The sequence below is a fragment of the Streptomyces sp. Ag109_O5-1 genome, assembly GCF_003814875.1.
GTDB classification, from domain to species: domain Bacteria; phylum Actinomycetota; class Actinomycetes; order Streptomycetales; family Streptomycetaceae; genus Streptomyces; species Streptomyces sasae.
The window spans coordinates 2,415,666-2,441,760 of sequence record NZ_RKQF01000001.1; the positions used below are offsets into that span (position 1 = coordinate 2,415,666).

Annotated in this window: 2 protein-coding genes; both read left to right on the forward strand. The window is 69.6% G+C overall.

Going from position 1 to position 26,095, the window contains the following annotated elements:
• Nucleotides 1–2 precede the first annotated feature (2 nt).
• The gene (locus EDD90_RS10860; RefSeq protein ID WP_185149035.1) at nucleotides 3–16,322 is read left to right on the forward strand and encodes a non-ribosomal peptide synthetase; all 16,320 of its coding nucleotides are present in this window, start codon (nucleotides 3–5) and stop codon (nucleotides 16,320–16,322) included.
• Between the two features lie 10 nt (nucleotides 16,323–16,332).
• The gene (locus EDD90_RS10865; RefSeq protein ID WP_185149036.1) at nucleotides 16,333–26,052 is read left to right on the forward strand and encodes a non-ribosomal peptide synthetase; all 9,720 of its coding nucleotides are present in this window, start codon (nucleotides 16,333–16,335) and stop codon (nucleotides 26,050–26,052) included.
• Nucleotides 26,053–26,095 lie beyond the last annotated feature (43 nt).

Below are 26,095 nucleotides of genomic sequence, written 5' to 3' on the forward strand. Positions count from 1 at the left end.
AAATGTCTACATCGTCCTGGTCGTTGTCCGGCCCCCAGATGGGTATCTGGTTCGCCCATCACCTGGATCCTTCCGCGGCTGTGTACAACATCAGTGAGTGCCTGGAGATCCACGGTCCGGTGGATGCCGACGTACTCGAGACTGCGGTGAGACGATGCGTGGCGGACAGTGATGTGCTGCGTATCCGACTGGGAGAGGATGCGGACGGTCCGTACCAGTGGCTCGCCGACCAAGCTGAGTTCACCCTCCCGGTGCTGGATTTCAGCGCCGAGGAGGACCCGGCTGCGACTGCCTGGGCATGGATGCGTGTGGACAGCTCCACGCCCGTGGACCTCGACAAGGATGACCTGTGGTGTTTCGTCCTGATCAAGCTGGCCGATCACCGGTTCTTCCTGTACGCCCGGCAGCACCACATTTTGATGGACGGTTTCGGCGGTGCGCTTCTGTGGCGCCGCATAGCGGACGAGTACACGGCGCTGACCGCAGAGGGCCCGGGAGCAGAGAACTCGTTCGGGCGGCTGCGGACGCTTCTCGAGGACGACTCGGCCTACCGGAGCTCGCCGGAGCACGAGCGTGACCGCCGGTTCTGGCAGGAGCGGCTGGCCGGTCTGGCTGACGTAGTCACCTTGGCCACGCGCTCCGAGTCCGGTTCGGCGAACGAACGCCTCCGCGTCACGGCACACCTCCCGCAGCCCACCTTCGACGCCCTGCAGCGCAATGCGCACCGGGCACGGACGGCCTGGCAGGCGCTGGTGGTCGCCGCAGCCGCGACTTACCTGCACCGAATGACTGCAGCCGACGATCTGACTCTGGGCATGACCGTCGCTGCCAGGCCGGCCGCCATGCGGAATACTCCCGCAGCGACTTCCAACCAGGTGCCGCTGCGGTTCGCGGTCGATCCGGGCATGTCTCTGTCCCAGCTGGCATGTGCTGCGTTGCAGGAGATGCGGCAGGCACTGAACCACCAGCGGTACCGATACGAGACCATGCGCCGGGATCTGAGGATGATCGACGACGGGCAGGAACTCTTCGGCCTGTCAGTCAACATCATGTCCTTCGACTACGACCTGTGTTTCGGGACGCAGTCCACCACCGCCCACAACATCTCCATGGGCCCGGTGGAGAACTTGGCCCTGGCTGTCCTGGAGCGGTCCGACGGCAGCGGTCTGACCATCGTTCTCGACGCGCACAGTGGCCGCTACACGCAGCAGGATGCAGCGGCTCACCTGGAACGTCTCGTTCGCATCCTGGAATTTTTCGCCTCAACCGACCCGCAGACGAAGCTTGGGAGCATCGACCTGATCGGAGCTGACGAACGGGCACGGCTGCTCTCCGAGTGGGCAGCCGGCCAGGAAGCCCCCACGAGTGCTCAGGCGACGTTGCCGGGTCTGTTCGCGGCGCAGGTGGCTTGTACTCCGGATGCGGTCGCGGTGGTGTTCGAGGGTGTCCGGTTGTCGTATCGGGAGGTGGATGAGCGTTCCAGTCGGCTGGCGCGGCTGCTGATCGGCCGGGGTGTGGGGCCGGAGTCGCTGGTCGGGGTGCTGATGGAACGCTCCCCGGACCTGGTCGTCGCCCTGCTGGCCGTCCTCAAGGCCGGCGGCGCATACGTGCCGATCGATCCGGACTATCCGGTTGAGCGGATCGCCGGGACCCTGCACGACGCCGCACCGATAGCCGTACTGACCACCGCACAGATCGCCGGCCAGGTCGCCGAGCAGGTCGGTGCCGGATTCGGTGTGGGGACATGGGTGGTGGTGGATGATCCGCAGGTCCGGGCGGAGCTGGCCGGTCTGGATGGCGGTGCGGTCACCGACGGGGACCGTCGGGGCGCGCTGCTGCCCGACCACCCGGCGTATGTGATCTACACCTCCGGCTCCACCGGCCGCCCCAAGGGCGTGGCTGTCCCGCATGCGGGGATCGTGAACCGCTTGGCGTGGATGCAGGAGTTGTCCCCGTTGGGTTCGGGGGATCGGGTGCTGCAGAAGACGCCGTTCGGGTTCGACGTCAGTGTGTGGGAGTTCTTCTGGCCGTTGTCGGAGGGTGCGGCGCTGGTGGTGGCGCGTCCGGGTGGGCATCGGGATCCGGGGTATCTGGCGGCGTTGATCCAGGGCGAGTCTGTGACGGTGGCGCATTTCGTGCCGTCGATGTTGCAGGCGTTCGTTGCGGAGCCGGCTGCTGGTGGGTGTGCGGGGTTGCGGGCGGTGTTCTGTAGTGGTGAGGCGTTGCCGGCGTCACTGCGGGATGAGTTCCTGGGTCTGCTGGATGTGCCGTTGTTCAATCTGTACGGTCCGACTGAGGCGTCGGTGGATGTGACGGCGGCGCGGTGTGTGGCGTCGGACGGCGCGGTGGTGCCGATCGGTGGGCCGGTGGCCAACACGCGTGTGTTCGTGCTGGATTCGGGGCTGTGCCCGGTTCCGGTGGGTGTGGCGGGTGAGCTGTATGTGGCGGGTTCGCAGCTTGCGCGGGGGTATCTGGGTCGTGCGGGGTTGACGGCTGAGCGGTTTGTGGCGTGTCCGTTCGGACAGCCGGGTGAGCGGATGTACCGGACCGGGGACCTGGTGCGCTGGACGGCCGACGGTGTGATGGAGTACGCCGGCCGGGTCGACGACCAGGTCAAGATCCGTGGGTTCCGGATCGAGCCGGGTGAGATCGAAGCCGTTCTGGCCGCGCACCGGCAGGTCGGGCAGGCCGCCGTGGTCGTGCGCGAGGACACCCCGGGCGACAAGCGCCTGGTCGCCTACCTCGTCCCCCAAAGGGATGCCGTGTCAGAAGGCCGGGACGTGGCTGCGGATGTGCGGGCGTTTGTGGCGGAGCGGTTGCCGCAGTACATGGTGCCCTCCGCGGTGGTGGTGCTGGAGGCGCTGCCGCTGACCGTGAACGGGAAGCTGGACCGCAGGGCGCTGCCCGCCCCCGACTACGCCACGGCCGCGGGTGCGGGTGTGGGTGCGGGGCGGGGACCGGCCACTGTGCGTGAGGAGATCTTGTGCGCGGTGTTCGCCGACGTCCTCGGCCTGCCCTCGGTCGGGGTCGAGGACAACTTCTTCGACCTCGGCGGCCACTCACTGCTGGCAACCCGATTGGTGAGCCGGATCCGGTCGGTGCTGGGCGTGGAGATTGCGATCCGGGAGGTGTTCGCCGCTCCCACGGTGGCCGGGATCGCGCGGCGGCTGGAGAGTGGTGGTGCTGCGCGGCCGGCGGTGGTGGCCGGGGTGCGCCCACAGGTGGTGCCGTTGTCCTTCGCGCAGCAGCGGGTGTGGTTCCTGGGCGAGTTGGAGGGGCTGAGCGCGACCTACAACATTCCGGTGATGCTGCGGATCAGTGGTGAGCTGGACCTCGCGGCGCTGCGGTTGGCGCTGCGTGATGTGGTCGAGCGGCACGAGAGCCTGCGTACGGTGTTCACCGCGGTGGACGGTCAGCCGTATCAGCGGATCATTTCCGACCCGAGCGCATACCCGCAGTTGACGGTGGTGGAGGCTACTGCCGAGGACCTGGACGGCCTGGACGGGCTGGTGGCGCGGGCGGCGGGGTATGCGTTCGATCTGTCGGTGGATTTGCCGTTGCGGGCGACGCTGCTGACGGTGGGGCCGGATGAGTATGTGCTGGTGCTGGTGTTGCATCACATCGCTGCGGATGGCTGGTCGTTGGTGCCGCTGGGGCGGGATCTGTCGACGGCGTACGCGGCACGGTGTGCGGGACGGGAGCCTGCGTGGCGGGCGCTGCCGGTGCAGTACGCGGATTACACGCTGTGGCAGCGGGAGCTGCTGGGCGAGGCCGATGATCCGGACAGTGTGCTCGCGCGGCAGGTGACGTACTGGCGGGAGATGCTGGCGGGGGCACCGGAGGAACTGGCCCTGCCACTGGACCGGCCGCGTCCGGCGGTGGCCAGCCACCGCGGCGGCAGCGCCGACGTGCGTATTCCGGCCGAGCTGCATACCCGCATGGTCGAGTTGGCGCGTGAGCAGGGCGTGACGATGTTCATGCTGCTCCAAGCCGCAGTGGCGGTGCTGCTGTCGCGACTGGGGGCGGGCCAGGACATCCCGATCGGCAGCCCGGTCGCCGGGCGCACCGATGAGGCACTCGACGAACTCGTCGGGTTCTTCGTCAACACGCTGGTGCTGCGCACCGATGTGTCGGGGGATCCGTCGTTCGACGAACTGCTCGCCCGGGTTCGGGAGCGTGGCCTGGGTGCGTTGGAGCACCAGGACGTGCCGTTCGAGCGGCTGGTCGAAGAGCTGGCCCCCGCCCGCTCCACGGCCCGCCACCCGCTGTTCCAGGTCATGCTCGCTCTGCAGAACAACGCCGAGGCCCGTCTGGAGCTGCCCGGCCTGCACGTCGAGGAGTATCCGGGCGGCCGGCCGGCCGCGAAGTTCGATCTGGACTTCGAGTTCTTCGAAGAGTTCGCCACCGAGGGCGCACCGGCCGGCCTGGAAGGCGTGATCGTCTACGCGGCGGACCTGTTCGACCAGGCCAGTATGGACGTGATCGCCGAGCGGCTGGTGCGGGTGCTGGAAGCGGTCACCACCGACCCTGCCCGGCCGGTCAGCCGTATCCAGATCCTGGATGCCGGCGAGCAGCAGCGGATGCTGGTGGAGTGGAACGACACCACGCAGGACGTACCCGGGCTCACGGGTGCGACGTTGCCGGGTCTGTTCGCGGCGCAGGTGGCTTGTACTCCGGATGCGGTCGCGGTGGTGTTCGAGGGTGTCCGGTTGTCGTATCGGGAGGTGGATGAGCGTTCCAGTCGGCTGGCGCGGCTGCTGATCGGCCGGGGTGTGGGGCCGGAGTCGCTGGTCGGGGTGCTGATGGAACGCTCCCCGGACCTGGTCGTCGCCCTGCTGGCCGTCCTCAAGGCCGGCGGCGCATACGTGCCGATCGATCCGGACTATCCGGTTGAGCGGATCGCCGGGACCCTGCACGACGCCGCACCGATAGCCGTACTGACCACCGCACAGATCGCCGGCCAGGTCGCCGAGCAGGTCGGTGCCGGATTCGGTGTGGGGACATGGGTGGTGGTGGATGATCCGCAGGTCCGGGCGGAGCTGGCCGGTCTGGATGGCGGTGCGGTCACCGACGGGGACCGTCGGGGCGCGCTGCTGCCCGACCACCCGGCGTATGTGATCTACACCTCCGGCTCCACCGGCCGCCCCAAGGGAGTAGTGATCCAGCACGGGGCGCTGGCCAACTTGCTGGCCGCTATGGGTGATCACCTGGCCCTGAGCCCGGGGGACCGTCTGCTCGCCGTGACGACCGTGGCCTTCGACATCCATACCGTCGAGCTCTACGTGCCCTTGTTGTCTGGCGCAGCCGTGATCATTCCCGATCGGGACGCGATCCGGGACTCACTGGTCCTGGGCGCACTGATCGACCGCTCCGGCACCACGGTCATGCAGGCCACCCCGGCCTTGTGGCAGGCACTGGTTGCAGATGTGCCCGGGGCTTTGAGCGGACTTCGGGTACTCGTCGGAGGCGAGGCGCTGCCCGCCGCGCTGGCCGAGCGTCTGACCGAGCTGTCGGCGTCCGTCACCAACTTGTACGGTCCGACTGAGACCACAGTCTGGTCGACCATGGCCGAACTGCGTGCCGCTTCCGGCCGTTCGGTGCCGATCGGCCGATCGGTGTGGAACACGCGGACATACGTCCTGGATGACGGCCTGTTGCCGGTTCCGGTGGGTGTGGCGGGTGAGCTGTACGTGGCCGGTGCGGGGTTGGCGCGTGGCTACCTGAACCGTGCGGGGTTGACGGCTGAGCGGTTTGTGGCGTGTCCGTTCGGACAGCCGGGTGAGCGGATGTACCGGACCGGGGACCTGGTGCGCTGGACGGCCGACGGTGTGATGGAGTACGCCGGCCGGGTCGACGACCAGGTCAAGATCCGTGGGTTCCGGATCGAGCCGGGTGAGATCGAAGCCGTTCTGGCCGCGCACCGGCAGGTCGGGCAGGCCGCCGTGGTCGTGCGCGAGGACACCCCGGGCGACAAGCGCCTGGTCGCCTACCTCGTCCCCCAAAGGGATGCCGTGTCAGAAGGCCGGGACGTGGCTGCGGATGTGCGGGCGTTTGTGGCGGAGCGGTTGCCGCAGTACATGGTGCCCTCCGCGGTGGTGGTGCTGGAGGCGCTGCCGCTGACCGTGAACGGGAAGCTGGACCGCAGGGCGCTGCCCGCCCCCGACTACGCCACGGCCGCGGGTGCGGGTGTGGGTGCGGGGCGGGGACCGGCCACTGTGCGTGAGGAGATCTTGTGCGCGGTGTTCGCCGACGTCCTCGGCCTGCCCTCGGTCGGGGTCGAGGACAACTTCTTCGACCTCGGCGGCCACTCACTGCTGGCAACCCGATTGGTGAGCCGGATCCGGTCGGTGCTGGGCGTGGAGATTGCGATCCGGGAGGTGTTCGCCGCTCCCACGGTGGCCGGGATCGCGCGGCGGCTGGAGAGTGGTGGTGCTGCGCGGCCGGCGGTGGTGGCCGGGGTGCGCCCACAGGTGGTGCCGTTGTCCTTCGCGCAGCAGCGGGTGTGGTTCCTGGGCGAGTTGGAGGGGCTGAGCGCGACCTACAACATTCCGGTGATGCTGCGGATCAGTGGTGAGCTGGACCTCGCGGCGCTGCGGTTGGCGCTGCGTGATGTGGTCGAGCGGCACGAGAGCCTGCGTACGGTGTTCACCGCGGTGGACGGTCAGCCGTATCAGCGGATCATTTCCGACCCGAGCGCATACCCGCAGTTGACGGTGGTGGAGGCTACTGCCGAGGACCTGGACGGCCTGGACGGGCTGGTGGCGCGGGCGGCGGGGTATGCGTTCGATCTGTCGGTGGATTTGCCGTTGCGGGCGACGCTGCTGACGGTGGGGCCGGATGAGTATGTGCTGGTGCTGGTGTTGCATCACATCGCTGCGGATGGCTGGTCGTTGGTGCCGCTGGGGCGGGATCTGTCGACGGCGTACGCGGCACGGTGTGCGGGACGGGAGCCTGCGTGGCGGGCGCTGCCGGTGCAGTACGCGGATTACACGCTGTGGCAGCGGGAGCTGCTGGGCGAGGCCGATGATCCGGACAGTGTGCTCGCGCGGCAGGTGACGTACTGGCGGGAGATGCTGGCGGGGGCACCGGAGGAACTGGCCCTGCCACTGGACCGGCCGCGTCCGGCGGTGGCCAGCCACCGCGGCGGCAGCGCCGACGTGCGTATTCCGGCCGAGCTGCATACCCGCATGGTCGAGTTGGCGCGTGAGCAGGGCGTGACGATGTTCATGCTGCTCCAAGCCGCAGTGGCGGTGCTGCTGTCGCGACTGGGGGCGGGCCAGGACATCCCGATCGGCAGCCCGGTCGCCGGGCGCACCGATGAGGCACTCGACGAACTCGTCGGGTTCTTCGTCAACACGCTGGTGCTGCGCACCGATGTGTCGGGGGATCCGTCGTTCGACGAACTGCTCGCCCGGGTTCGGGAGCGTGGCCTGGGTGCGTTGGAGCACCAGGACGTGCCGTTCGAGCGGCTGGTCGAAGAGCTGGCCCCCGCCCGCTCCACGGCCCGCCACCCGCTGTTCCAGGTCATGCTCGCTCTGCAGAACAACGCCGAGGCCCGTCTGGAGCTGCCCGGCCTGCACGTCGAGGAGTATCCGGGCGGCCGGCCGGCCGCGAAGTTCGATCTGGACTTCGAGTTCTTCGAAGAGTTCGCCACCGAGGGCGCACCGGCCGGCCTGGAAGGCGTGATCGTCTACGCGGCGGACCTGTTCGACCAGGCCAGTATGGACGTGATCGCCGAGCGGCTGGTGCGGGTGCTGGAAGCGGTCACCACCGACCCTGCCCGGCCGGTCAGCCGTATCCAGATCCTGGATGCCGGCGAGCAGCAGCGGATGCTGGTGGAGTGGAACGACACCACGCAGGACGTACCCGGGCTCACGGGTGCGACGTTGCCGGGTCTGTTCGCGGCGCAGGTGGCTTGTACTCCGGATGCGGTCGCGGTGGTGTTCGAGGGTGTCCGGTTGTCGTATCGGGAGGTGGATGAGCGTTCCAGTCGGCTGGCGCGGCTGCTGATCGGCCGGGGTGTGGGGCCGGAGTCGCTGGTCGGGGTGCTGATGGAACGCTCCCCGGACCTGGTCGTCGCCCTGCTGGCCGTCCTCAAGGCCGGCGGCGCATACGTGCCGATCGATCCGGACTATCCGGTTGAGCGGATCGCCGGGACCCTGCACGACGCCGCACCGATAGCCGTACTGACCACCGCACAGATCGCCGGCCAGGTCGCCGAGCAGGTCGGTGCCGGATTCGGTGTGGGGACATGGGTGGTGGTGGATGATCCGCAGGTCCGGGCGGAGCTGGCCGGTCTGGATGGCGGTGCGGTCACCGACGGGGACCGTCGGGGCGCGCTGCTGCCCGACCACCCGGCGTATGTGATCTACACCTCCGGCTCCACCGGCCGCCCCAAGGGCGTGGCTGTCCCGCATGTGAATGTGGTGAGTCTGTTCGCGGGGACGGACGAGTGGTTCGGTTTTGGGGCCGATGATGTCTGGACGTGGTTCCACTCGTATGCGTTCGACTTCTCGGTGTGGGAGCTGTGGGGTGCGCTGCTGCACGGCGGGCGCCTGGTGGTGGTTCCCTTTGCAGTTTCCAGGGCGCCGCGGGAGTTCCTGGAGCTGCTGGTTCGGGAACGGGTGACCGTCCTCAACCAGACGCCGTCGGCGTTCTACCAGTTGATGCGGGCCGATGCGGAGCATCCGCGGCTGGGCGCGGAACTGGCCTTGCGGTCGGTGGTGTTCGGTGGTGAGGCGCTGGATCTTGGGCGGTTGCGGGGCTGGTACGAGCGCCATCGTGATGACGCTCCGGTTCTGGTGAACATGTACGGCATTACCGAAACCACGGTTCACGTCAGCTACCTGGCGCTGGATGCAGCGATGGCCGGGGCAGGGCGTGCCGCCAGCCTGATCGGCAGGGGTATCCCGGGTCTGCGTACCTACGTGCTGGATGACGGCCTGTTGCCGGTTCCGGTGGGTGTGGCGGGTGAGCTGTACGTGGCCGGTGCGGGGTTGGCGCGTGGCTACCTGAACCGTGCGGGGTTGACGGCTGAGCGGTTTGTGGCGTGTCCGTTCGGACAGCCGGGTGAGCGGATGTACCGGACCGGGGACCTGGTGCGCTGGACGGCCGACGGTGTGATGGAGTACGCCGGCCGGGTCGACGACCAGGTCAAGATCCGTGGGTTCCGGATCGAGCCGGGTGAGATCGAAGCCGTTCTGGCCGCGCACCGGCAGGTCGGGCAGGCCGCCGTGGTCGTGCGCGAGGACACCCCGGGCGACAAGCGCCTGGTCGCCTACCTCGTCCCCCAAAGGGATGCCGTGTCAGAAGGCCGGGACGTGGCTGCGGATGTGCGGGCGTTTGTGGCGGAGCGGTTGCCGCAGTACATGGTGCCCTCCGCGGTGGTGGTGCTGGAGGCGCTGCCGCTGACCGTGAACGGGAAGCTGGACCGCAGGGCGCTGCCCGCCCCCGACTACGCCACGGCCGCGGGTGCGGGTGTGGGTGCGGGGCGGGGACCGGCCACTGTGCGTGAGGAGATCTTGTGCGCGGTGTTCGCCGACGTCCTCGGCCTGCCCTCGGTCGGGGTCGAGGACAACTTCTTCGACCTCGGCGGCCACTCACTGCTGGCGGTGACGTTGGTGGAGCGGTTGCGGGCGCGGGGCGTGTCGGTGGATGTGCGCACGCTGTTCTCCTCGCCCACACCGGCGCGGCTGGCCGCGACCGCGGGTCGGGAGGAGGTGGTGGTGCCGCCGTGCCTGGTGCCCGAGGACGCGGACGCGATCCTGCCGGAGATGGTGCCGTTGTCCGGACTGTCCGAGCGGGAGCTGGCCCGGGTCGTGGCGGGTGTACCCGGCGGCGCGGCCGGCGTGCAGGACGTCTACCCGCTGGCACCGCTGCAGGAGGGCCTGTTCTTCCACCACCGGTTGGAGGCTGCGGACGGACAGGATCCGTATGTGCTGCGGATGCTGCTGCGGTTCGACTCGCGGGCGCGGTTGGATGCGTTCACGGGCGTGTTGCAGAACGTCATCGACCGCCACGACGTCCTGCGGACCTCGATCGCGTGGGAGGGGCTGGACCGGCCGGTACAGGTGGTCCACCGTCAGGCCGTGCTGCCGGTCACCGAGATCGACCTCGGCGCCGGGGTCGCTGGCGAGGACGCGGTTCGGGTGCTGCAGGCCGCGTGCGAGGGGCCGCTGGACCTGCGCCGGGCGCCGCTGATGGACGCCCACATCGCGGCCGAACCCGGTAACGGCCGGTGGCTGATGATGCTGCGGATGCACCACCTCATCGATGACAACACCTCGCTGAAGGTGGTGCTGGGTGAGGTGCTGGCCTTCATGGAGGGACGTGGGGAGCGGCTGCCGATCCCGTTGCCGTACCGGAACTTCGTCGGGCAGGCGCTGCTGGGCGTCTCGCGTGAGGAGCACGCGGCGTACTTCGCGGGGTTGCTCGGTGAGGTGACCGAGCCGACCGCGCCCTTCGGTCTGCTGGACGTGCACGGGGATGGCCGGGACGTGGGCGAGGCCCACGCGGTGGTGGACGCCGGGTTGGCGCTGCGGGTGCGGGAGCAGGCCCGCCGGTTCGGCGTGAGCCCCGCCACGGTGTTCCATGTGGTGTGGTCGCGGGTGCTGGCCGTGGTCTCGGGCCGTGAGGATGTGGTGTTCGGCACGGTGCTGTTCGGCCGGATGCAGGCCGGCGTCGGCGCGGACCGGCTGCCGGGGCTGTTCGTCAACACCCTGCCCGTGCGGGTGCGCACCGGTGGAGTCGGTGTGCTGGACGCCCTGCGGTCGATGCAGGCGCAACTGGCCGAGCTCATGGTGCACGAACACGCCACGCTGACGGTGGCGCAGCAGGCCAGTGGCGTAGCCGCGGCGACCCCACTGATCACCACGCTGTTCAACTACCGCCGGGCCGAGAACACCGAGGACCCGGCCGGCACCGGGCCCGAGGGAACTGAGCTCCTGCTCTTCGCGGAGCGGACCAACTACCCGCTCGGGCTGTCGGTGGACGACTTCGGCACCGGCTCCCGCGGCGGGTTCGGACTCTCGGTGCAAGCAGTGGCACCGATCAACCCAGAGCTGGTCGCCGGGCTGCTTCAGACGGCGACCGAAGGCGTGGTGGCAGCACTAGAGGAAGCCCCGGACCGCACACTGAACCGTATCCAGATCCTGGATGCCGGCGAGCAGCAGCGGATGCTGGTGGAGTGGAACGACACCACGCAGGACGTACCCGGGCTCACGGGTGCGACGTTGCCGGGTCTGTTCGCGGCGCAGGTGGCTTGTACTCCGGATGCGGTCGCGGTGGTGTTCGAGGGTGTCCGGTTGTCGTATCGGGAGGTGGATGAGCGTTCCAGTCGGCTGGCGCGGCTGCTGATCGGCCGGGGTGTGGGGCCGGAGTCGCTGGTCGGGGTGCTGATGGAACGCTCCCCGGACCTGGTCGTCGCCCTGCTGGCCGTCCTCAAGGCCGGCGGCGCATACGTGCCGATCGATCCGGACTATCCGGTTGAGCGGATCGCCGGGACCCTGCACGACGCCGCACCGATAGCCGTACTGACCACCGCACAGATCGCCGGCCAGGTCGCCGAGCAGGTCGGTGCCGGATTCGGTGTGGGGACATGGGTGGTGGTGGATGATCCGCAGGTCCGGGCGGAGCTGGCCGGTCTGGATGGCGGTGCGGTCACCGACGGGGACCGTCGGGGCGCGCTGCTGCCCGACCACCCGGCGTATGTGATCTACACCTCCGGCTCCACCGGCCGCCCCAAGGGAGTAGTGATCCAGCATCACGCGGTGACGCACTTTACCGCGAGCATCGCAGCGGCCTACACGATCAACGAGCACACGCGTCTGCTGGGCTTCGCAGCGTTCACCTTCGATGTGTCCGTCTTCGAACTGTTCACCGCCCTGACCACCGGCGCAACGCTCGTTCTCGCCTCAGCCAACGACCGGATCAGCGCCAGCCGACTGCAGGCACTCCTGGCAGAGCAGGAAGTGGCTGTGGCGGAACTGCCCCCGGCGCTGATGCCGATGCTACGCCCCGAGGAACTCCCTGCCTTGCGGCTGGTCTCCGTCGGAGGCGAGGCGCCGGCCGGAATTCTGGTCGATCAGTGGGCCACCGAGGAGCGCGAGTTCTGGAACGGCTACGGTCCCACCGAAGCCGCTGTAGCGGTCACCTTGATGCGCTGCCTTCCGCCGTCCGAAGGCCAGACACCGCCGATCGGTGGGCCGGTGGCCAACACGCGTGTGTTCGTGCTGGATTCGGGGCTGTGCCCGGTTCCGGTGGGTGTGGCGGGTGAGCTGTATGTGGCGGGTTCGCAGCTTGCGCGGGGGTATCTGGGTCGTGCGGGGTTGACGGCTGAGCGGTTTGTGGCGTGTCCGTTCGGACAGCCGGGTGAGCGGATGTACCGGACCGGGGACCTGGTGCGCTGGACGGCCGACGGTGTGATGGAGTACGCCGGCCGGGTCGACGACCAGGTCAAGATCCGTGGGTTCCGGATCGAGCCGGGTGAGATCGAAGCCGTTCTGGCCGCGCACCGGCAGGTCGGGCAGGCCGCCGTGGTCGTGCGCGAGGACACCCCGGGCGACAAGCGCCTGGTCGCCTACCTCGTCCCCCAAAGGGATGCCGTGTCAGAAGGCCGGGACGTGGCTGCGGATGTGCGGGCGTTTGTGGCGGAGCGGTTGCCGCAGTACATGGTGCCCTCCGCGGTGGTGGTGCTGGAGGCGCTGCCGCTGACCGTGAACGGGAAGCTGGACCGCAGGGCGCTGCCCGCCCCCGACTACGCCACGGCCGCGGGTGCGGGTGTGGGTGCGGGGCGGGGACCGGCCACTGTGCGTGAGGAGATCTTGTGCGCGGTGTTCGCCGACGTCCTCGGCCTGCCCTCGGTCGGGGTCGAGGACAACTTCTTCGACCTCGGCGGCCACTCACTGCTGGCAACCCGATTGGTGAGCCGGATCCGGTCGGTGCTGGGCGTGGAGATTGCGATCCGGGAGGTGTTCGCCGCTCCCACGGTGGCCGGGATCGCGCGGCGGCTGGAGAGTGGTGGTGCTGCGCGGCCGGCGGTGGTGGCCGGGGTGCGCCCACAGGTGGTGCCGTTGTCCTTCGCGCAGCAGCGGGTGTGGTTCCTGGGCGAGTTGGAGGGGCTGAGCGCGACCTACAACATTCCGGTGATGCTGCGGATCAGTGGTGAGCTGGACCTCGCGGCGCTGCGGTTGGCGCTGCGTGATGTGGTCGAGCGGCACGAGAGCCTGCGTACGGTGTTCACCGCGGTGGACGGTCAGCCGTATCAGCGGATCATTTCCGACCCGAGCGCATACCCGCAGTTGACGGTGGTGGAGGCTACTGCCGAGGACCTGGACGGCCTGGACGGGCTGGTGGCGCGGGCGGCGGGGTATGCGTTCGATCTGTCGGTGGATTTGCCGTTGCGGGCGACGCTGCTGACGGTGGGGCCGGATGAGTATGTGCTGGTGCTGGTGTTGCATCACATCGCTGCGGATGGCTGGTCGTTGGTGCCGCTGGGGCGGGATCTGTCGACGGCGTACGCGGCACGGTGTGCGGGACGGGAGCCTGCGTGGCGGGCGCTGCCGGTGCAGTACGCGGATTACACGCTGTGGCAGCGGGAGCTGCTGGGCGAGGCCGATGATCCGGACAGTGTGCTCGCGCGGCAGGTGACGTACTGGCGGGAGATGCTGGCGGGGGCACCGGAGGAACTGGCCCTGCCACTGGACCGGCCGCGTCCGGCGGTGGCCAGCCACCGCGGCGGCAGCGCCGACGTGCGTATTCCGGCCGAGCTGCATACCCGCATGGTCGAGTTGGCGCGTGAGCAGGGCGTGACGATGTTCATGCTGCTCCAAGCCGCAGTGGCGGTGCTGCTGTCGCGACTGGGGGCGGGCCAGGACATCCCGATCGGCAGCCCGGTCGCCGGGCGCACCGATGAGGCACTCGACGAACTCGTCGGGTTCTTCGTCAACACGCTGGTGCTGCGCACCGATGTGTCGGGGGATCCGTCGTTCGACGAACTGCTCGCCCGGGTTCGGGAGCGTGGCCTGGGTGCGTTGGAGCACCAGGACGTGCCGTTCGAGCGGCTGGTCGAAGAGCTGGCCCCCGCCCGCTCCACGGCCCGCCACCCGCTGTTCCAGGTCATGCTCGCTCTGCAGAACAACGCCGAGGCCCGTCTGGAGCTGCCCGGCCTGCACGTCGAGGAGTATCCGGGCGGCCGGCCGGCCGCGAAGTTCGATCTGGACTTCGAGTTCTTCGAAGAGTTCGCCACCGAGGGCGCACCGGCCGGCCTGGAAGGCGTGATCGTCTACGCGGCGGACCTGTTCGACCAGGCCAGTATGGACGTGATCGCCGAGCGGCTGGTGCGGGTGCTGGAAGCGGTCACCACCGACCCTGCCCGGCCGGTCAGCCGTATCCAGATCCTGGATGCCGGCGAGCAGCAGCGGATGCTGGTGGAGTGGAACGACACCACGCAGGACGTACCCGGGCTCACGGGTGCGACGTTGCCGGGTCTGTTCGCGGCGCAGGTGGCTTGTACTCCGGATGCGGTCGCGGTGGTGTTCGAGGGTGTCCGGTTGTCGTATCGGGAGGTGGATGAGCGTTCCAGTCGGCTGGCGCGGCTGCTGATCGGCCGGGGTGTGGGGCCGGAGTCGCTGGTCGGGGTGCTGATGGAACGCTCCCCGGACCTGGTCGTCGCCCTGCTGGCCGTCCTCAAGGCCGGCGGCGCATACGTGCCGATCGATCCGGACTATCCGGTTGAGCGGATCGCCGGGACCCTGCACGACGCCGCACCGATAGCCGTACTGACCACCGCACAGATCGCCGGCCAGGTCGCCGAGCAGGTCGGTGCCGGATTCGGTGTGGGGACATGGGTGGTGGTGGATGATCCGCAGGTCCGGGCGGAGCTGGCCGGTCTGGATGGCGGTGCGGTCACCGACGGGGACCGTCGGGGCGCGCTGCTGCCCGACCACCCGGCGTATGTGATCTACACCTCCGGCTCCACCGGCCGCCCCAAGGGCGTGGCTGTCCCGCATGCGGGGATCGTGAACCGCTTGGCGTGGATGCAGGAGTTGTCCCCGTTGGGTTCGGGGGATCGGGTGCTGCAGAAGACGCCGTTCGGGTTCGACGTCAGTGTGTGGGAGTTCTTCTGGCCGTTGTCGGAGGGTGCGGCGCTGGTGGTGGCGCGTCCGGGTGGGCATCGGGATCCGGGGTATCTGGCGGCGTTGATCCAGGGCGAGTCTGTGACGGTGGCGCATTTCGTGCCGTCGATGTTGCAGGCGTTCGTTGCGGAGCCGGCTGCTGGTGGGTGTGCGGGGTTGCGGGCGGTGTTCTGTAGTGGTGAGGCGTTGCCGGCGTCACTGCGGGATGAGTTCCTGGGTCTGCTGGATGTGCCGTTGTTCAATCTGTACGGGCCTACTGAGGCGTCGGTGGAGGTGACGGCGGCGCGGTGTGTGGTGTCGGACGGCGCGGTGGTGCCGATCGGTGGGCCGGTGGCCAACACGCGTGTGTTCGTGCTGGATTCGGGGCTGTGCCCGGTGCCGGTGGGTGTGGCGGGTGAGCTGTACATCGCTGGCGTCCAGTTGGCGCGTGGCTACCTGAACCGTGCGGGGTTGACGGCTGAGCGGTTTGTGGCGTGTCCGTTCGGACAGCCGGGTGAGCGGATGTACCGGACCGGGGACCTGGTGCGCTGGACGGCCGACGGTGTGATGGAGTACGCCGGCCGGGTCGACGACCAGGTCAAGATCCGTGGGTTCCGGATCGAGCCGGGTGAGATCGAAGCCGTTCTGGCCGCGCACCGGCAGGTCGGGCAGGCCGCCGTGGTCGTGCGCGAGGACACCCCGGGCGACAAGCGCCTGGTCGCCTACCTCGTCCCCCAAAGGGATGCCGTGTCAGAAGGCCGGGACGTGGCTGCGGATGTGCGGGCGTTTGTGGCGGAGCGGTTGCCGCAGTACATGGTGCCCTCCGCGGTGGTGGTGCTGGAGGCGCTGCCGCTGACCGTGAACGGGAAGCTGGACCGCAGGGCGCTGCCCGCCCCCGACTACGCCACGGCCGCGGGTGCGGGTGTGGGTGCGGGGCGGGGACCGGCCACTGTGCGTGAGGAGATCTTGTGCGCGGTGTTCGCCGACGTCCTCGGCCTGCCCTCGGTCGGGGTCGAGGACAACTTCTTCGACCTCGGCGGCCACTCACTGCTGGCAACCCGATTGGTCAGCCGGATCCGGTCGGTCCTCGGCGTGGAAGTGCCGATCCGCGAAGTGTTCACCGCACCGACCGTCGCCGGGATCGCTGGCCGTCTTGACTTCACACAGCGCGTTCGCCCCGCGCTTCGCCGTATATCGCACTCCGAGTAAGGATACTGTCGTGATCCCTGCGTCCTATACCCAGCGTGGCCTGTGGTTTCTGAACGAGGTCGATGGCGGAGCTACGTACAACATTCCGTTGGTCGTGCGTATGTTCGGTGCATTGAACCAGCGGGCGCTGCGGTTGGCGCTGCGTGATGTGGTCGAGCGGCACGAGAGCCTGCGTACGGTGTTCACCGCGGTGGACGGTCAGCCGTATCAGCGGATCATTTCCGACCCGAGCGCATACCCGCAGTTGACGGTGGTGGAGGCTACTGCCGAGGACCTGGACGGCCTGGACGGGCTGGTGGCGCGGGCGGCGGGGTATGCGTTCGATCTGTCGGTGGATTTGCCGTTGCGGGCGACGCTGCTGACGGTGGGGCCGGATGAGTATGTGCTGGTGCTGGTGTTGCATCACATCGCTGCGGATGGCTGGTCGTTGGTGCCGCTGGGGCGGGATCTGTCGACGGCGTACGCGGCACGGTGTGCGGGACGGGAGCCTGCGTGGCGGGCGCTGCCGGTGCAGTACGCGGATTACACGCTGTGGCAGCGGGAGCTGCTGGGCGAGGCCGATGATCCGGACAGTGTGCTCGCGCGGCAGGTGACGTACTGGCGGGAGATGCTGGCGGGGGCACCGGAGGAACTGGCCCTGCCACTGGACCGGCCGCGTCCGGCGGTGGCCAGCCACCGCGGCGGCAGCGCCGACGTGCGTATTCCGGCCGAGCTGCATACCCGCATGGTCGAGTTGGCGCGTGAGCAGGGCGTGACGATGTTCATGCTGCTCCAAGCCGCAGTGGCGGTGCTGCTGTCGCGACTGGGGGCGGGCCAGGACATCCCGATCGGCAGCCCGGTCGCCGGGCGCACCGATGAGGCACTCGACGAACTCGTCGGGTTCTTCGTCAACACGCTGGTGCTGCGCACCGATGTGTCGGGGGATCCGTCGTTCGACGAACTGCTCGCCCGGGTTCGGGAGCGTGGCCTGGGTGCGTTGGAGCACCAGGACGTGCCGTTCGAGCGGCTGGTCGAAGAGCTGGCCCCCGCCCGCTCCACGGCCCGCCACCCGCTGTTCCAGGTCATGCTCGCTCTGCAGAACAACGCCGAGGCCCGTCTGGAGCTGCCCGGCCTGCACGTCGAGGAGTATCCGGGCGGCCGGCCGGCCGCGAAGTTCGATCTGGACTTCGAGTTCTTCGAAGAGTTCGCCACCGAGGGCGCACCGGCCGGCCTGGAAGGCGTGATCGTCTACGCGGCGGACCTGTTCGACCAGGCCAGTATGGACGTGATCGCCGAGCGGCTGGTGCGGGTGCTGGAAGCGGTCACCACCGACCCTGCCCGGCCGGTCAGCCGTATCCAGATCCTGGATGCCGGCGAGCAGCAGCGGATGCTGGTGGAGTGGAACGACACCACGCACGAGCTGCCGCGCGGCACGCTGTCCGAGCTCTTCCGGGCCCAGGTCGCCCGGACCCCCGACGCGGTCGCGGTGGCCGGCGGTGACACCCGGCTGACCTACGCCGAGCTCGACGAGCGGGCCAACCGGCTGGCGCACCGGCTGGTCGCGCTGGGCGTGGGCCCCGAGGAGCCGGTGGCGTTGATGCTCTCGCGCTCGGCGGAGCTGATCGTGGCGGTGCTGGCCGTCGTCAAGGCCGGCGGGTTCTACGTGCCGATCCACGCCTCCTTCCCGCCGGAGCGCGCGGCGTGGGCCGTGGACGACTGCGGCGCCCGGATCGTGCTGACCGATGACGCCGGGCGCCTGACGGAGACGGGCTCAGGTGCGCGGCCGGTCGTGCTGGGTGAGCTGCACCTGTCCGACGAGCCGGCCGCCGACCCGGACCGGGTCGTCAGCGCCGACCAGCTGGCCTACGTCATGTTCACCTCCGGATCCACCGGGGTGCCCAAGGGCGTCGCGGCTCGGCACCGGGACGTGGCGGCGCTGGCCTTCGACCGGCGTTGGCAGGGCGGGGGGCACGAGCGGGTGCTGGTGCACTCGCCGCACGCCTTCGACGCCTCGACGTACGAGATGTGGGTGCCGCTGCTGTCCGGCGGTCGCCTGGTGATCGCGCCGCCGGGTGTTCTGGACGTCCAGGCCCTGCGCAAGGTGATCGCCGAGGAGCGGGTCACGGCGCTGTGGCTCACAGCGGGCCTGTTCGCGCTCATGGCGGAGGAGGCCCCGGAGTGCTTCGCGGGAGTGCGCGAGGTGTGGGCCGGCGGCGACGTCCTCTCGCCGGTGGCCGTGCGTCGCGTGCTGCGCGCTTGCCCCGGTCTCGAGGTGGTCAACGGCTATGGTCCGACTGAGACCACCACCTTCGCCACCAGCTGCCGGCTGCGTTCGGCGGACGAGCTCCCCGATCAGCTGCCGATCGGCAAGCCCTTGGACAACACCCGCGTCTACGTCCTGGATGACGGCCTGTTGCCGGTTCCGGTGGGTGTGGCGGGTGAGCTGTACGTGGCCGGTGCGGGGTTGGCGCGTGGCTACCTGAACCGTGCGGGGTTGACGGCTGAGCGGTTTGTGGCGTGTCCGTTCGGACAGCCGGGTGAGCGGATGTACCGGACCGGGGACCTGGTGCGCTGGACGGCCGACGGTGTGATGGAGTACGCCGGCCGGGTCGACGACCAGGTCAAGATCCGTGGGTTCCGGATCGAGCCGGGTGAGATCGAAGCCGTTCTGGCCGCGCACCGGCAGGTCGGGCAGGCCGCCGTGGTCGTGCGCGAGGACACCCCGGGCGACAAGCGCCTGGTCGCCTACCTCGTCCCCCAAAGGGATGCCGTGTCAGAAGGCCGGGACGTGGCTGCGGATGTGCGGGCGTTTGTGGCGGAGCGGTTGCCGCAGTACATGGTGCCCTCCGCGGTGGTGGTGCTGGAGGCGCTGCCGCTGACCGTGAACGGGAAGCTGGACCGCAGGGCGCTGCCCGCCCCCGACTACGCCACGGCCGCGGGTGCGGGTGTGGGTGCGGGGCGGGGACCGGCCACTGTGCGTGAGGAGATCTTGTGCGCGGTGTTCGCCGACGTCCTCGGCCTGCCCTCGGTCGGGGTCGAGGACAACTTCTTCGACCTCGGCGGCCACTCACTGCTGGCAACCCGATTGGTGAGCCGGATCCGGTCGGTGCTGGGCGTGGAGATTGCGATCCGGGAGGTGTTCGCCGCTCCCACGGTGGCCGGGATCGCGCGGCGGCTGGAGAGTGGTGGTGCTGCGCGGCCGGCGGTGGTGGCCGGGGTGCGCCCACAGGTGGTGCCGTTGTCCTTCGCGCAGCAGCGGGTGTGGTTCCTGGGCGAGTTGGAGGGGCTGAGCGCGACCTACAACATTCCGGTGATGCTGCGGATCAGTGGTGAGCTGGACCTCGCGGCGCTGCGGTTGGCGCTGCGTGATGTGGTCGAGCGGCACGAGAGCCTGCGTACGGTGTTCACCGCGGTGGACGGTCAGCCGTATCAGCGGATCATTTCCGACCCGAGCGCATACCCGCAGTTGACGGTGGTGGAGGCTACTGCCGAGGACCTGGACGGCCTGGACGGGCTGGTGGCGCGGGCGGCGGGGTATGCGTTCGATCTGTCGGTGGATTTGCCGTTGCGGGCGACGCTGCTGACGGTGGGGCCGGATGAGTATGTGCTGGTGCTGGTGTTGCATCACATCGCTGCGGATGGCTGGTCGTTGGTGCCGCTGGGGCGGGATCTGTCGACGGCGTACGCGGCACGGTGTGCGGGACGGGAGCCTGCGTGGCGGGCGCTGCCGGTGCAGTACGCGGATTACACGCTGTGGCAGCGGGAGCTGCTGGGCGAGGCCGATGATCCGGACAGTGTGCTCGCGCGGCAGGTGACGTACTGGCGGGAGATGCTGGCGGGGGCACCGGAGGAACTGGCCCTGCCACTGGACCGGCCGCGTCCGGCGGTGGCCAGCCACCGCGGCGGCAGCGCCGACGTGCGTATTCCGGCCGAGCTGCATACCCGCATGGTCGAGTTGGCGCGTGAGCAGGGCGTGACGATGTTCATGCTGCTCCAAGCCGCAGTGGCGGTGCTGCTGTCGCGACTGGGGGCGGGCCAGGACATCCCGATCGGCAGCCCGGTCGCCGGGCGCACCGATGAGGCACTCGACGAACTCGTCGGGTTCTTCGTCAACACGCTGGTGCTGCGCACCGATGTGTCGGGGGATCCGTCGTTCGACGAACTGCTCGCCCGGGTTCGGGAGCGTGGCCTGGGTGCGTTGGAGCACCAGGACGTGCCGTTCGAGCGGCTGGTCGAAGAGCTGGCCCCCGCCCGCTCCACGGCCCGCCACCCGCTGTTCCAGGTCATGCTCGCTCTGCAGAACAACGCCGAGGCCCGTCTGGAGCTGCCCGGCCTGCACGTCGAGGAGTATCCGGGCGGCCGGCCGGCCGCGAAGTTCGATCTGGACTTCGAGTTCTTCGAAGAGTTCGCCACCGAGGGCGCACCGGCCGGCCTGGAAGGCGTGATCGTCTACGCGGCGGACCTGTTCGACCAGGCCAGTATGGACGTGATCGCCGAGCGGCTGGTGCGGGTGCTGGAAGCGGTCACCACCGACCCTGCCCGGCCGGTCAGCCGTATCCAGATCCTGGATGCCGGCGAGCAGCAGCGGATGCTGGTGGAGTGGAACGACACCACGCACGAGCTGCCGCGCGGCACGCTGTCCGAGCTCTTCCGGGCCCAGGTCGCCCGGACCCCCGACGCGGTCGCGGTGGCCGGCGGTGACACCCGGCTGACCTACGCCGAGCTCGACGAGCGGGCCAACCGGCTGGCGCACCGGCTGGTCGCGCTGGGCGTGGGCCCCGAGGAGCCGGTGGCGTTGATGCTCTCGCGCTCGGCGGAGCTGATCGTGGCGGTGCTGGCCGTCGTCAAGGCCGGCGGGTTCTACGTGCCGATCCACGCCTCCTTCCCGCCGGAGCGCGCGGCGTGGGCCGTGGACGACTGCGGCGCCCGGATCGTGCTGACCGATGACGCCGGGCGCCTGACGGAGACGGGCTCAGGTGCGCGGCCGGTCGTGCTGGGTGAGCTGCACCTGTCCGACGAGCCGGCCGCCGACCCGGACCGGGTCGTCAGCGCCGACCAGCTGGCCTACGTCATGTTCACCTCCGGATCCACCGGGGTGCCCAAGGGCGTCGCGGCTCGGCACCGGGACGTGGCGGCGCTGGCCTTCGACCGGCGTTGGCAGGGCGGGGGGCACGAGCGGGTGCTGGTGCACTCGCCGCACGCCTTCGACGCCTCGACGTACGAGATGTGGGTGCCGCTGCTGTCCGGCGGTCGCCTGGTGATCGCGCCGCCGGGTGTTCTGGACGTCCAGGCCCTGCGCAAGGTGATCGCCGAGGAGCGGGTCACGGCGCTGTGGCTCACAGCGGGCCTGTTCGCGCTCATGGCGGAGGAGGCCCCGGAGTGCTTCGCGGGAGTGCGCGAGGTGTGGGCCGGCGGCGACGTCCTCTCGCCGGTGGCCGTGCGTCGCGTGCTGCGCGCTTGCCCCGGTCTCGAGGTGGTCAACGGCTATGGTCCGACTGAGACCACCACCTTCGCCACCAGCTGCCGGCTGCGTTCGGCGGACGAGCTCCCCGATCAGCTGCCGATCGGCAAGCCCTTGGACAACACCCGCGTCTACGTCCTGGATGACGGCCTGTTGCCGGTTCCGGTGGGTGTGGCGGGTGAGCTGTACGTGGCCGGTGCGGGGTTGGCGCGTGGCTACCTGAACCGTGCGGGGTTGACGGCTGAGCGGTTTGTGGCGTGTCCGTTCGGACAGCCGGGTGAGCGGATGTACCGGACCGGGGACCTGGTGCGCTGGACGGCCGACGGTGTGATGGAGTACGCCGGCCGGGTCGACGACCAGGTCAAGATCCGTGGGTTCCGGATCGAGCCGGGTGAGATCGAAGCCGTTCTGGCCGCGCACCGGCAGGTCGGGCAGGCCGCCGTGGTCGTGCGCGAGGACACCCCGGGCGACAAGCGCCTGGTCGCCTACCTCGTCCCCCAAAGGGATGCCGTGTCAGAAGGCCGGGACGTGGCTGCGGATGTGCGGGCGTTTGTGGCGGAGCGGTTGCCGCAGTACATGGTGCCCTCCGCGGTGGTGGTGCTGGAGGCGCTGCCGCTGACCGTGAACGGGAAGCTGGACCGCAGGGCGCTGCCCGCCCCCGACTACGCCACGGCCGCGGGTGCGGGTGTGGGTGCGGGGCGGGGACCGGCCACTGTGCGTGAGGAGATCTTGTGCGCGGTGTTCGCCGACGTCCTCGGCCTGCCCTCGGTCGGGGTCGAGGACAACTTCTTCGACCTCGGCGGCCACTCACTGCTGGCGGTGACGTTGGTGGAGCGGTTGCGGGCGCGGGGCGTGTCGGTGGATGTGCGCACGCTGTTCTCCTCGCCCACACCGGCGCGGCTGGCCGCGACCGCGGGTCGGGAGGAGGTGGTGGTGCCGCCGTGCCTGGTGCCCGAGGACGCGGACGCGATCCTGCCGGAGATGGTGCCGTTGTCCGGACTGTCCGAGCGGGAGCTGGCCCGGGTCGTGGCGGGTGTACCCGGCGGCGCGGCCGGCGTGCAGGACGTCTACCCGCTGGCACCGCTGCAGGAGGGCCTGTTCTTCCACCACCGGTTGGAGGCTGCGGACGGACAGGATCCGTATGTGCTGCGGATGCTGCTGCGGTTCGACTCGCGGGCGCGGTTGGATGCGTTCACGGGCGTGTTGCAGAACGTCATCGACCGCCACGACGTCCTGCGGACCTCGATCGCGTGGGAGGGGCTGGACCGGCCGGTACAGGTGGTCCACCGTCAGGCCGTGCTGCCGGTCACCGAGATCGACCTCGGCGCCGGGGTCGCTGGCGAGGACGCGGTTCGGGTGCTGCAGGCCGCGTGCGAGGGGCCGCTGGACCTGCGCCGGGCGCCGCTGATGGACGCCCACATCGCGGCCGAACCCGGTAACGGCCGGTGGCTGATGATGCTGCGGATGCACCACCTCACGCAGGACCACACCGGCCTGGACGTGGTGCTGGCCGAGGTCCGGGCGATCCTGGACGGACACGGCGAAGCATTGCCGACCCCCCTGCCCTACCGCGACTACGTCGGACAGACCCTGCTCGGGGTGTCCCGGGAGGAGCACCGGGCCCACTTCACACGCGTGCTCGGGGATGTGACGGAGCCCACCGTGCCGTTCGGGGTGACCGACGTCCACGGGGACGGCCGCGAGGTCATCGAGGTGCGGACGGTGCTGGAGCCGGGCCTGGCGGCGCGGGTGCGCGAGCAGGCACGCCGGTATGGGGCGAGTCCGGCCACCGTGTTCCACACGGTGTTCTCCCGTGTCCTGGCCGTGGTCTCGGGCCGCGAGGACGTGGTGTTCGGCACGGTGCTGTTCGGCCGCATGCAGGCAGGTGCCGGAGCGGACCGGGTGCCGGGCCTGTTCCTCAACACGCTCCCCGTCCATGCGCGGACCGCCGGCGGTGTGGGTGTGCTGGACGCCGTGCGCGCGATGCAGGCTCAGCTGGCCGACCTGATGGTCCACGAACACGCCCCGCTGACTCTGGCCCAGCAGGCCAGCGGCATCACCCCGCCCACCCCCCTGATCACCACCGTGTTCAACTTCCGCCACAGCCCCGCCGACGACACCCCCGACGACACCCTGTTCCAAGGGGTCGAGACTCTGGACTACTGGGAGCAGAGCAACTACCCGCTCGCGGTGTCGGTAGACGACCTTGGCACCGGTGCAAGCGGCGGGTTCACCTTCACGGTGCATGCGGTGGCACCGATCGACGCCGACCTGGTCGCCTCGCTGCTGGCCACCGCCACCGAGAACATCACCAACGCCCTCGAACACGAGCCCGCTACCCCGTTCAACCGTACTGACATCCTGGACGCGGACCAACGGCAGCGGGTACTGGTGGAGTGGAACAACACGGCACGAGGCCTGTCGGGGCTGCCGGATACGACGTTGCCGGGACTGTTCGCGGCGTCGGTGGCGTGGTCTCCGGACGCGGTTGCGGTCGTGTCCGAGGGCACCGAGTTGACCTACGCGGTGCTGGACGAGCGTTCCAACCGGCTCGCCCGGCTGCTGATCGACCGGGGGGTGGGACCGGAGTCGCTGGTCGCGGTCCTGATGCAACGCTCCCCGGAACTCATCGTCACCCTCCTCGCCGTCCTCAAAGCAGGCGGCGCGTATCTGCCCATCGACCCGTGTTACCCGGCCGAGCGGATCGCGTTCATGCTCGCCGATGCTGCCCCGGCGCTGGTGCTGACCACCGCAGGTCCCGGACCGGAGCTGGCCTTGGCCGTATCGCCGGTGTTGGTGCTGGACGATCGACACACGCTGGAGCTGCTGGAGGGATACTCGACCTGGCCGGTGTCCGACGATGACCGCCTTTCGCCGCTCCTCGTGCAGCATCCCGCGTATGTGATCTACACCTCCGGTTCCACCGGAAGCCCCAAGGGCGTGACGGTCACTCACGCAGGAGTGGCGAGCCTGGCCACCGCTCAGATACGGGCGTTCGCGGTCCACTCCGACAGTCGGGTGGCGCAGCTCGCCTCGCCCAGCTTCGATGCCGCCTTCGCTGAGTTCGCGATCGCGCTGCTGTCCGGCGCGGCGCTGGTCGTGCCGCCTCGGGGACTGCTGGCGGGTGCGATGCTGGTCCGGTTCCTGACCGACCACGCGGTGACCCATGCAACCATTCCGCCCACCGTGCTCGCCTCCCTGCCCGCCACCGCCGCACAGAGCCTCACGCGGCTGGAGACGCTCACGGTGGCCGGCGAGGCCTGTGCCCCGGGCCTGGTGGCACGATGGTGCGCGGGTCGGCGGGTGGTCAATGCCTACGGTCCCACCGAGGCCACGGTCTGCGCGACGATCAGCGAACCTCTGTCCGGCGGGGCGGCCGTGCCGATCGGCCGGCCCATCGACAACACCCGTACCTACGTCCTGGACACTGCGCTGCACCCGGTTCCCCCCGGCGTGGTGGGTGAGCTGTACCTCGCGGGCGAGGGCCTAGCCCGTGGCTACCTCGGTCGTCCGGGGTTGACGGGTGAGCGATTCGTGGCGTGTCCGTTCGGTGGGTCGGGGGAGCGGATGTACCGCACCGGTGACCTGGTGCGGTGGACCGCCCAGGGCACGCTTGAGTATGTGGGCCGGGCGGATGAGCAGGTCAAGATCCGCGGCTTCCGCATCGAACCCGACGAGATCGAGACCGTCCTGATGCGGCATGAGGGTGTGGCGCAGGGCGCGGTCGTGATGCATGAGGACACCTCGGGTGACAAGCGCCTGGTCGCCTACCTCGTCCCCACACTCGACGCCGATGGCGGTGCCGCTCGGGACGACAAGGTGGGCGCCTCCGGGGAACACCTCAGGACCGCTGGTGACTTGGAGAGGCACGCAGGGGCCGGAGTCAGAGTTCCCGATGCCGTTGGGGTGCGGGAGTTCGTGGCGAGGTGGTTGCCGCAGTACATGGTTCCGGCTGCGGTGGTCGTGTTGGATGCGCTGCCGTTGACCTCGAACGGGAAGCTGGACCGTAGGGCTCTGCCCGCCCCTGACTACTGTGTGGACGCAGGTGCGGGCCGGGCGCCAGCGAGCGTGCACGAGGAGATCCTGTGCGCCGTGTTCGCCGACGTCCTCGGCGTCACGTCGGTTGGGGCTGACGACAACTTCTTCGACTTGGGCGGACACTCACTGCAGGCGGTGACACTGATCGAGCGGATCCAGGCGCTTCTGGGCGTGGAAGTGACCCTCCGGGACCTCTTCGTCGCGCCCACGCCGGCTGACACCGCCGCACGGCTGACCTCGGATATTCAGTAGAGGAGGCTGATCTGATGCTGAATTAGAAATGGTGCGCCTGGCC

Coding starts and splice junctions, on each gene's coding strand:
- EDD90_RS10860 (WP_185149035.1), top strand. CDS start 3: ATGTCTACATCGTCCTGGTCGTTGTCCGGCCCCCAGATGGGTATCTGG.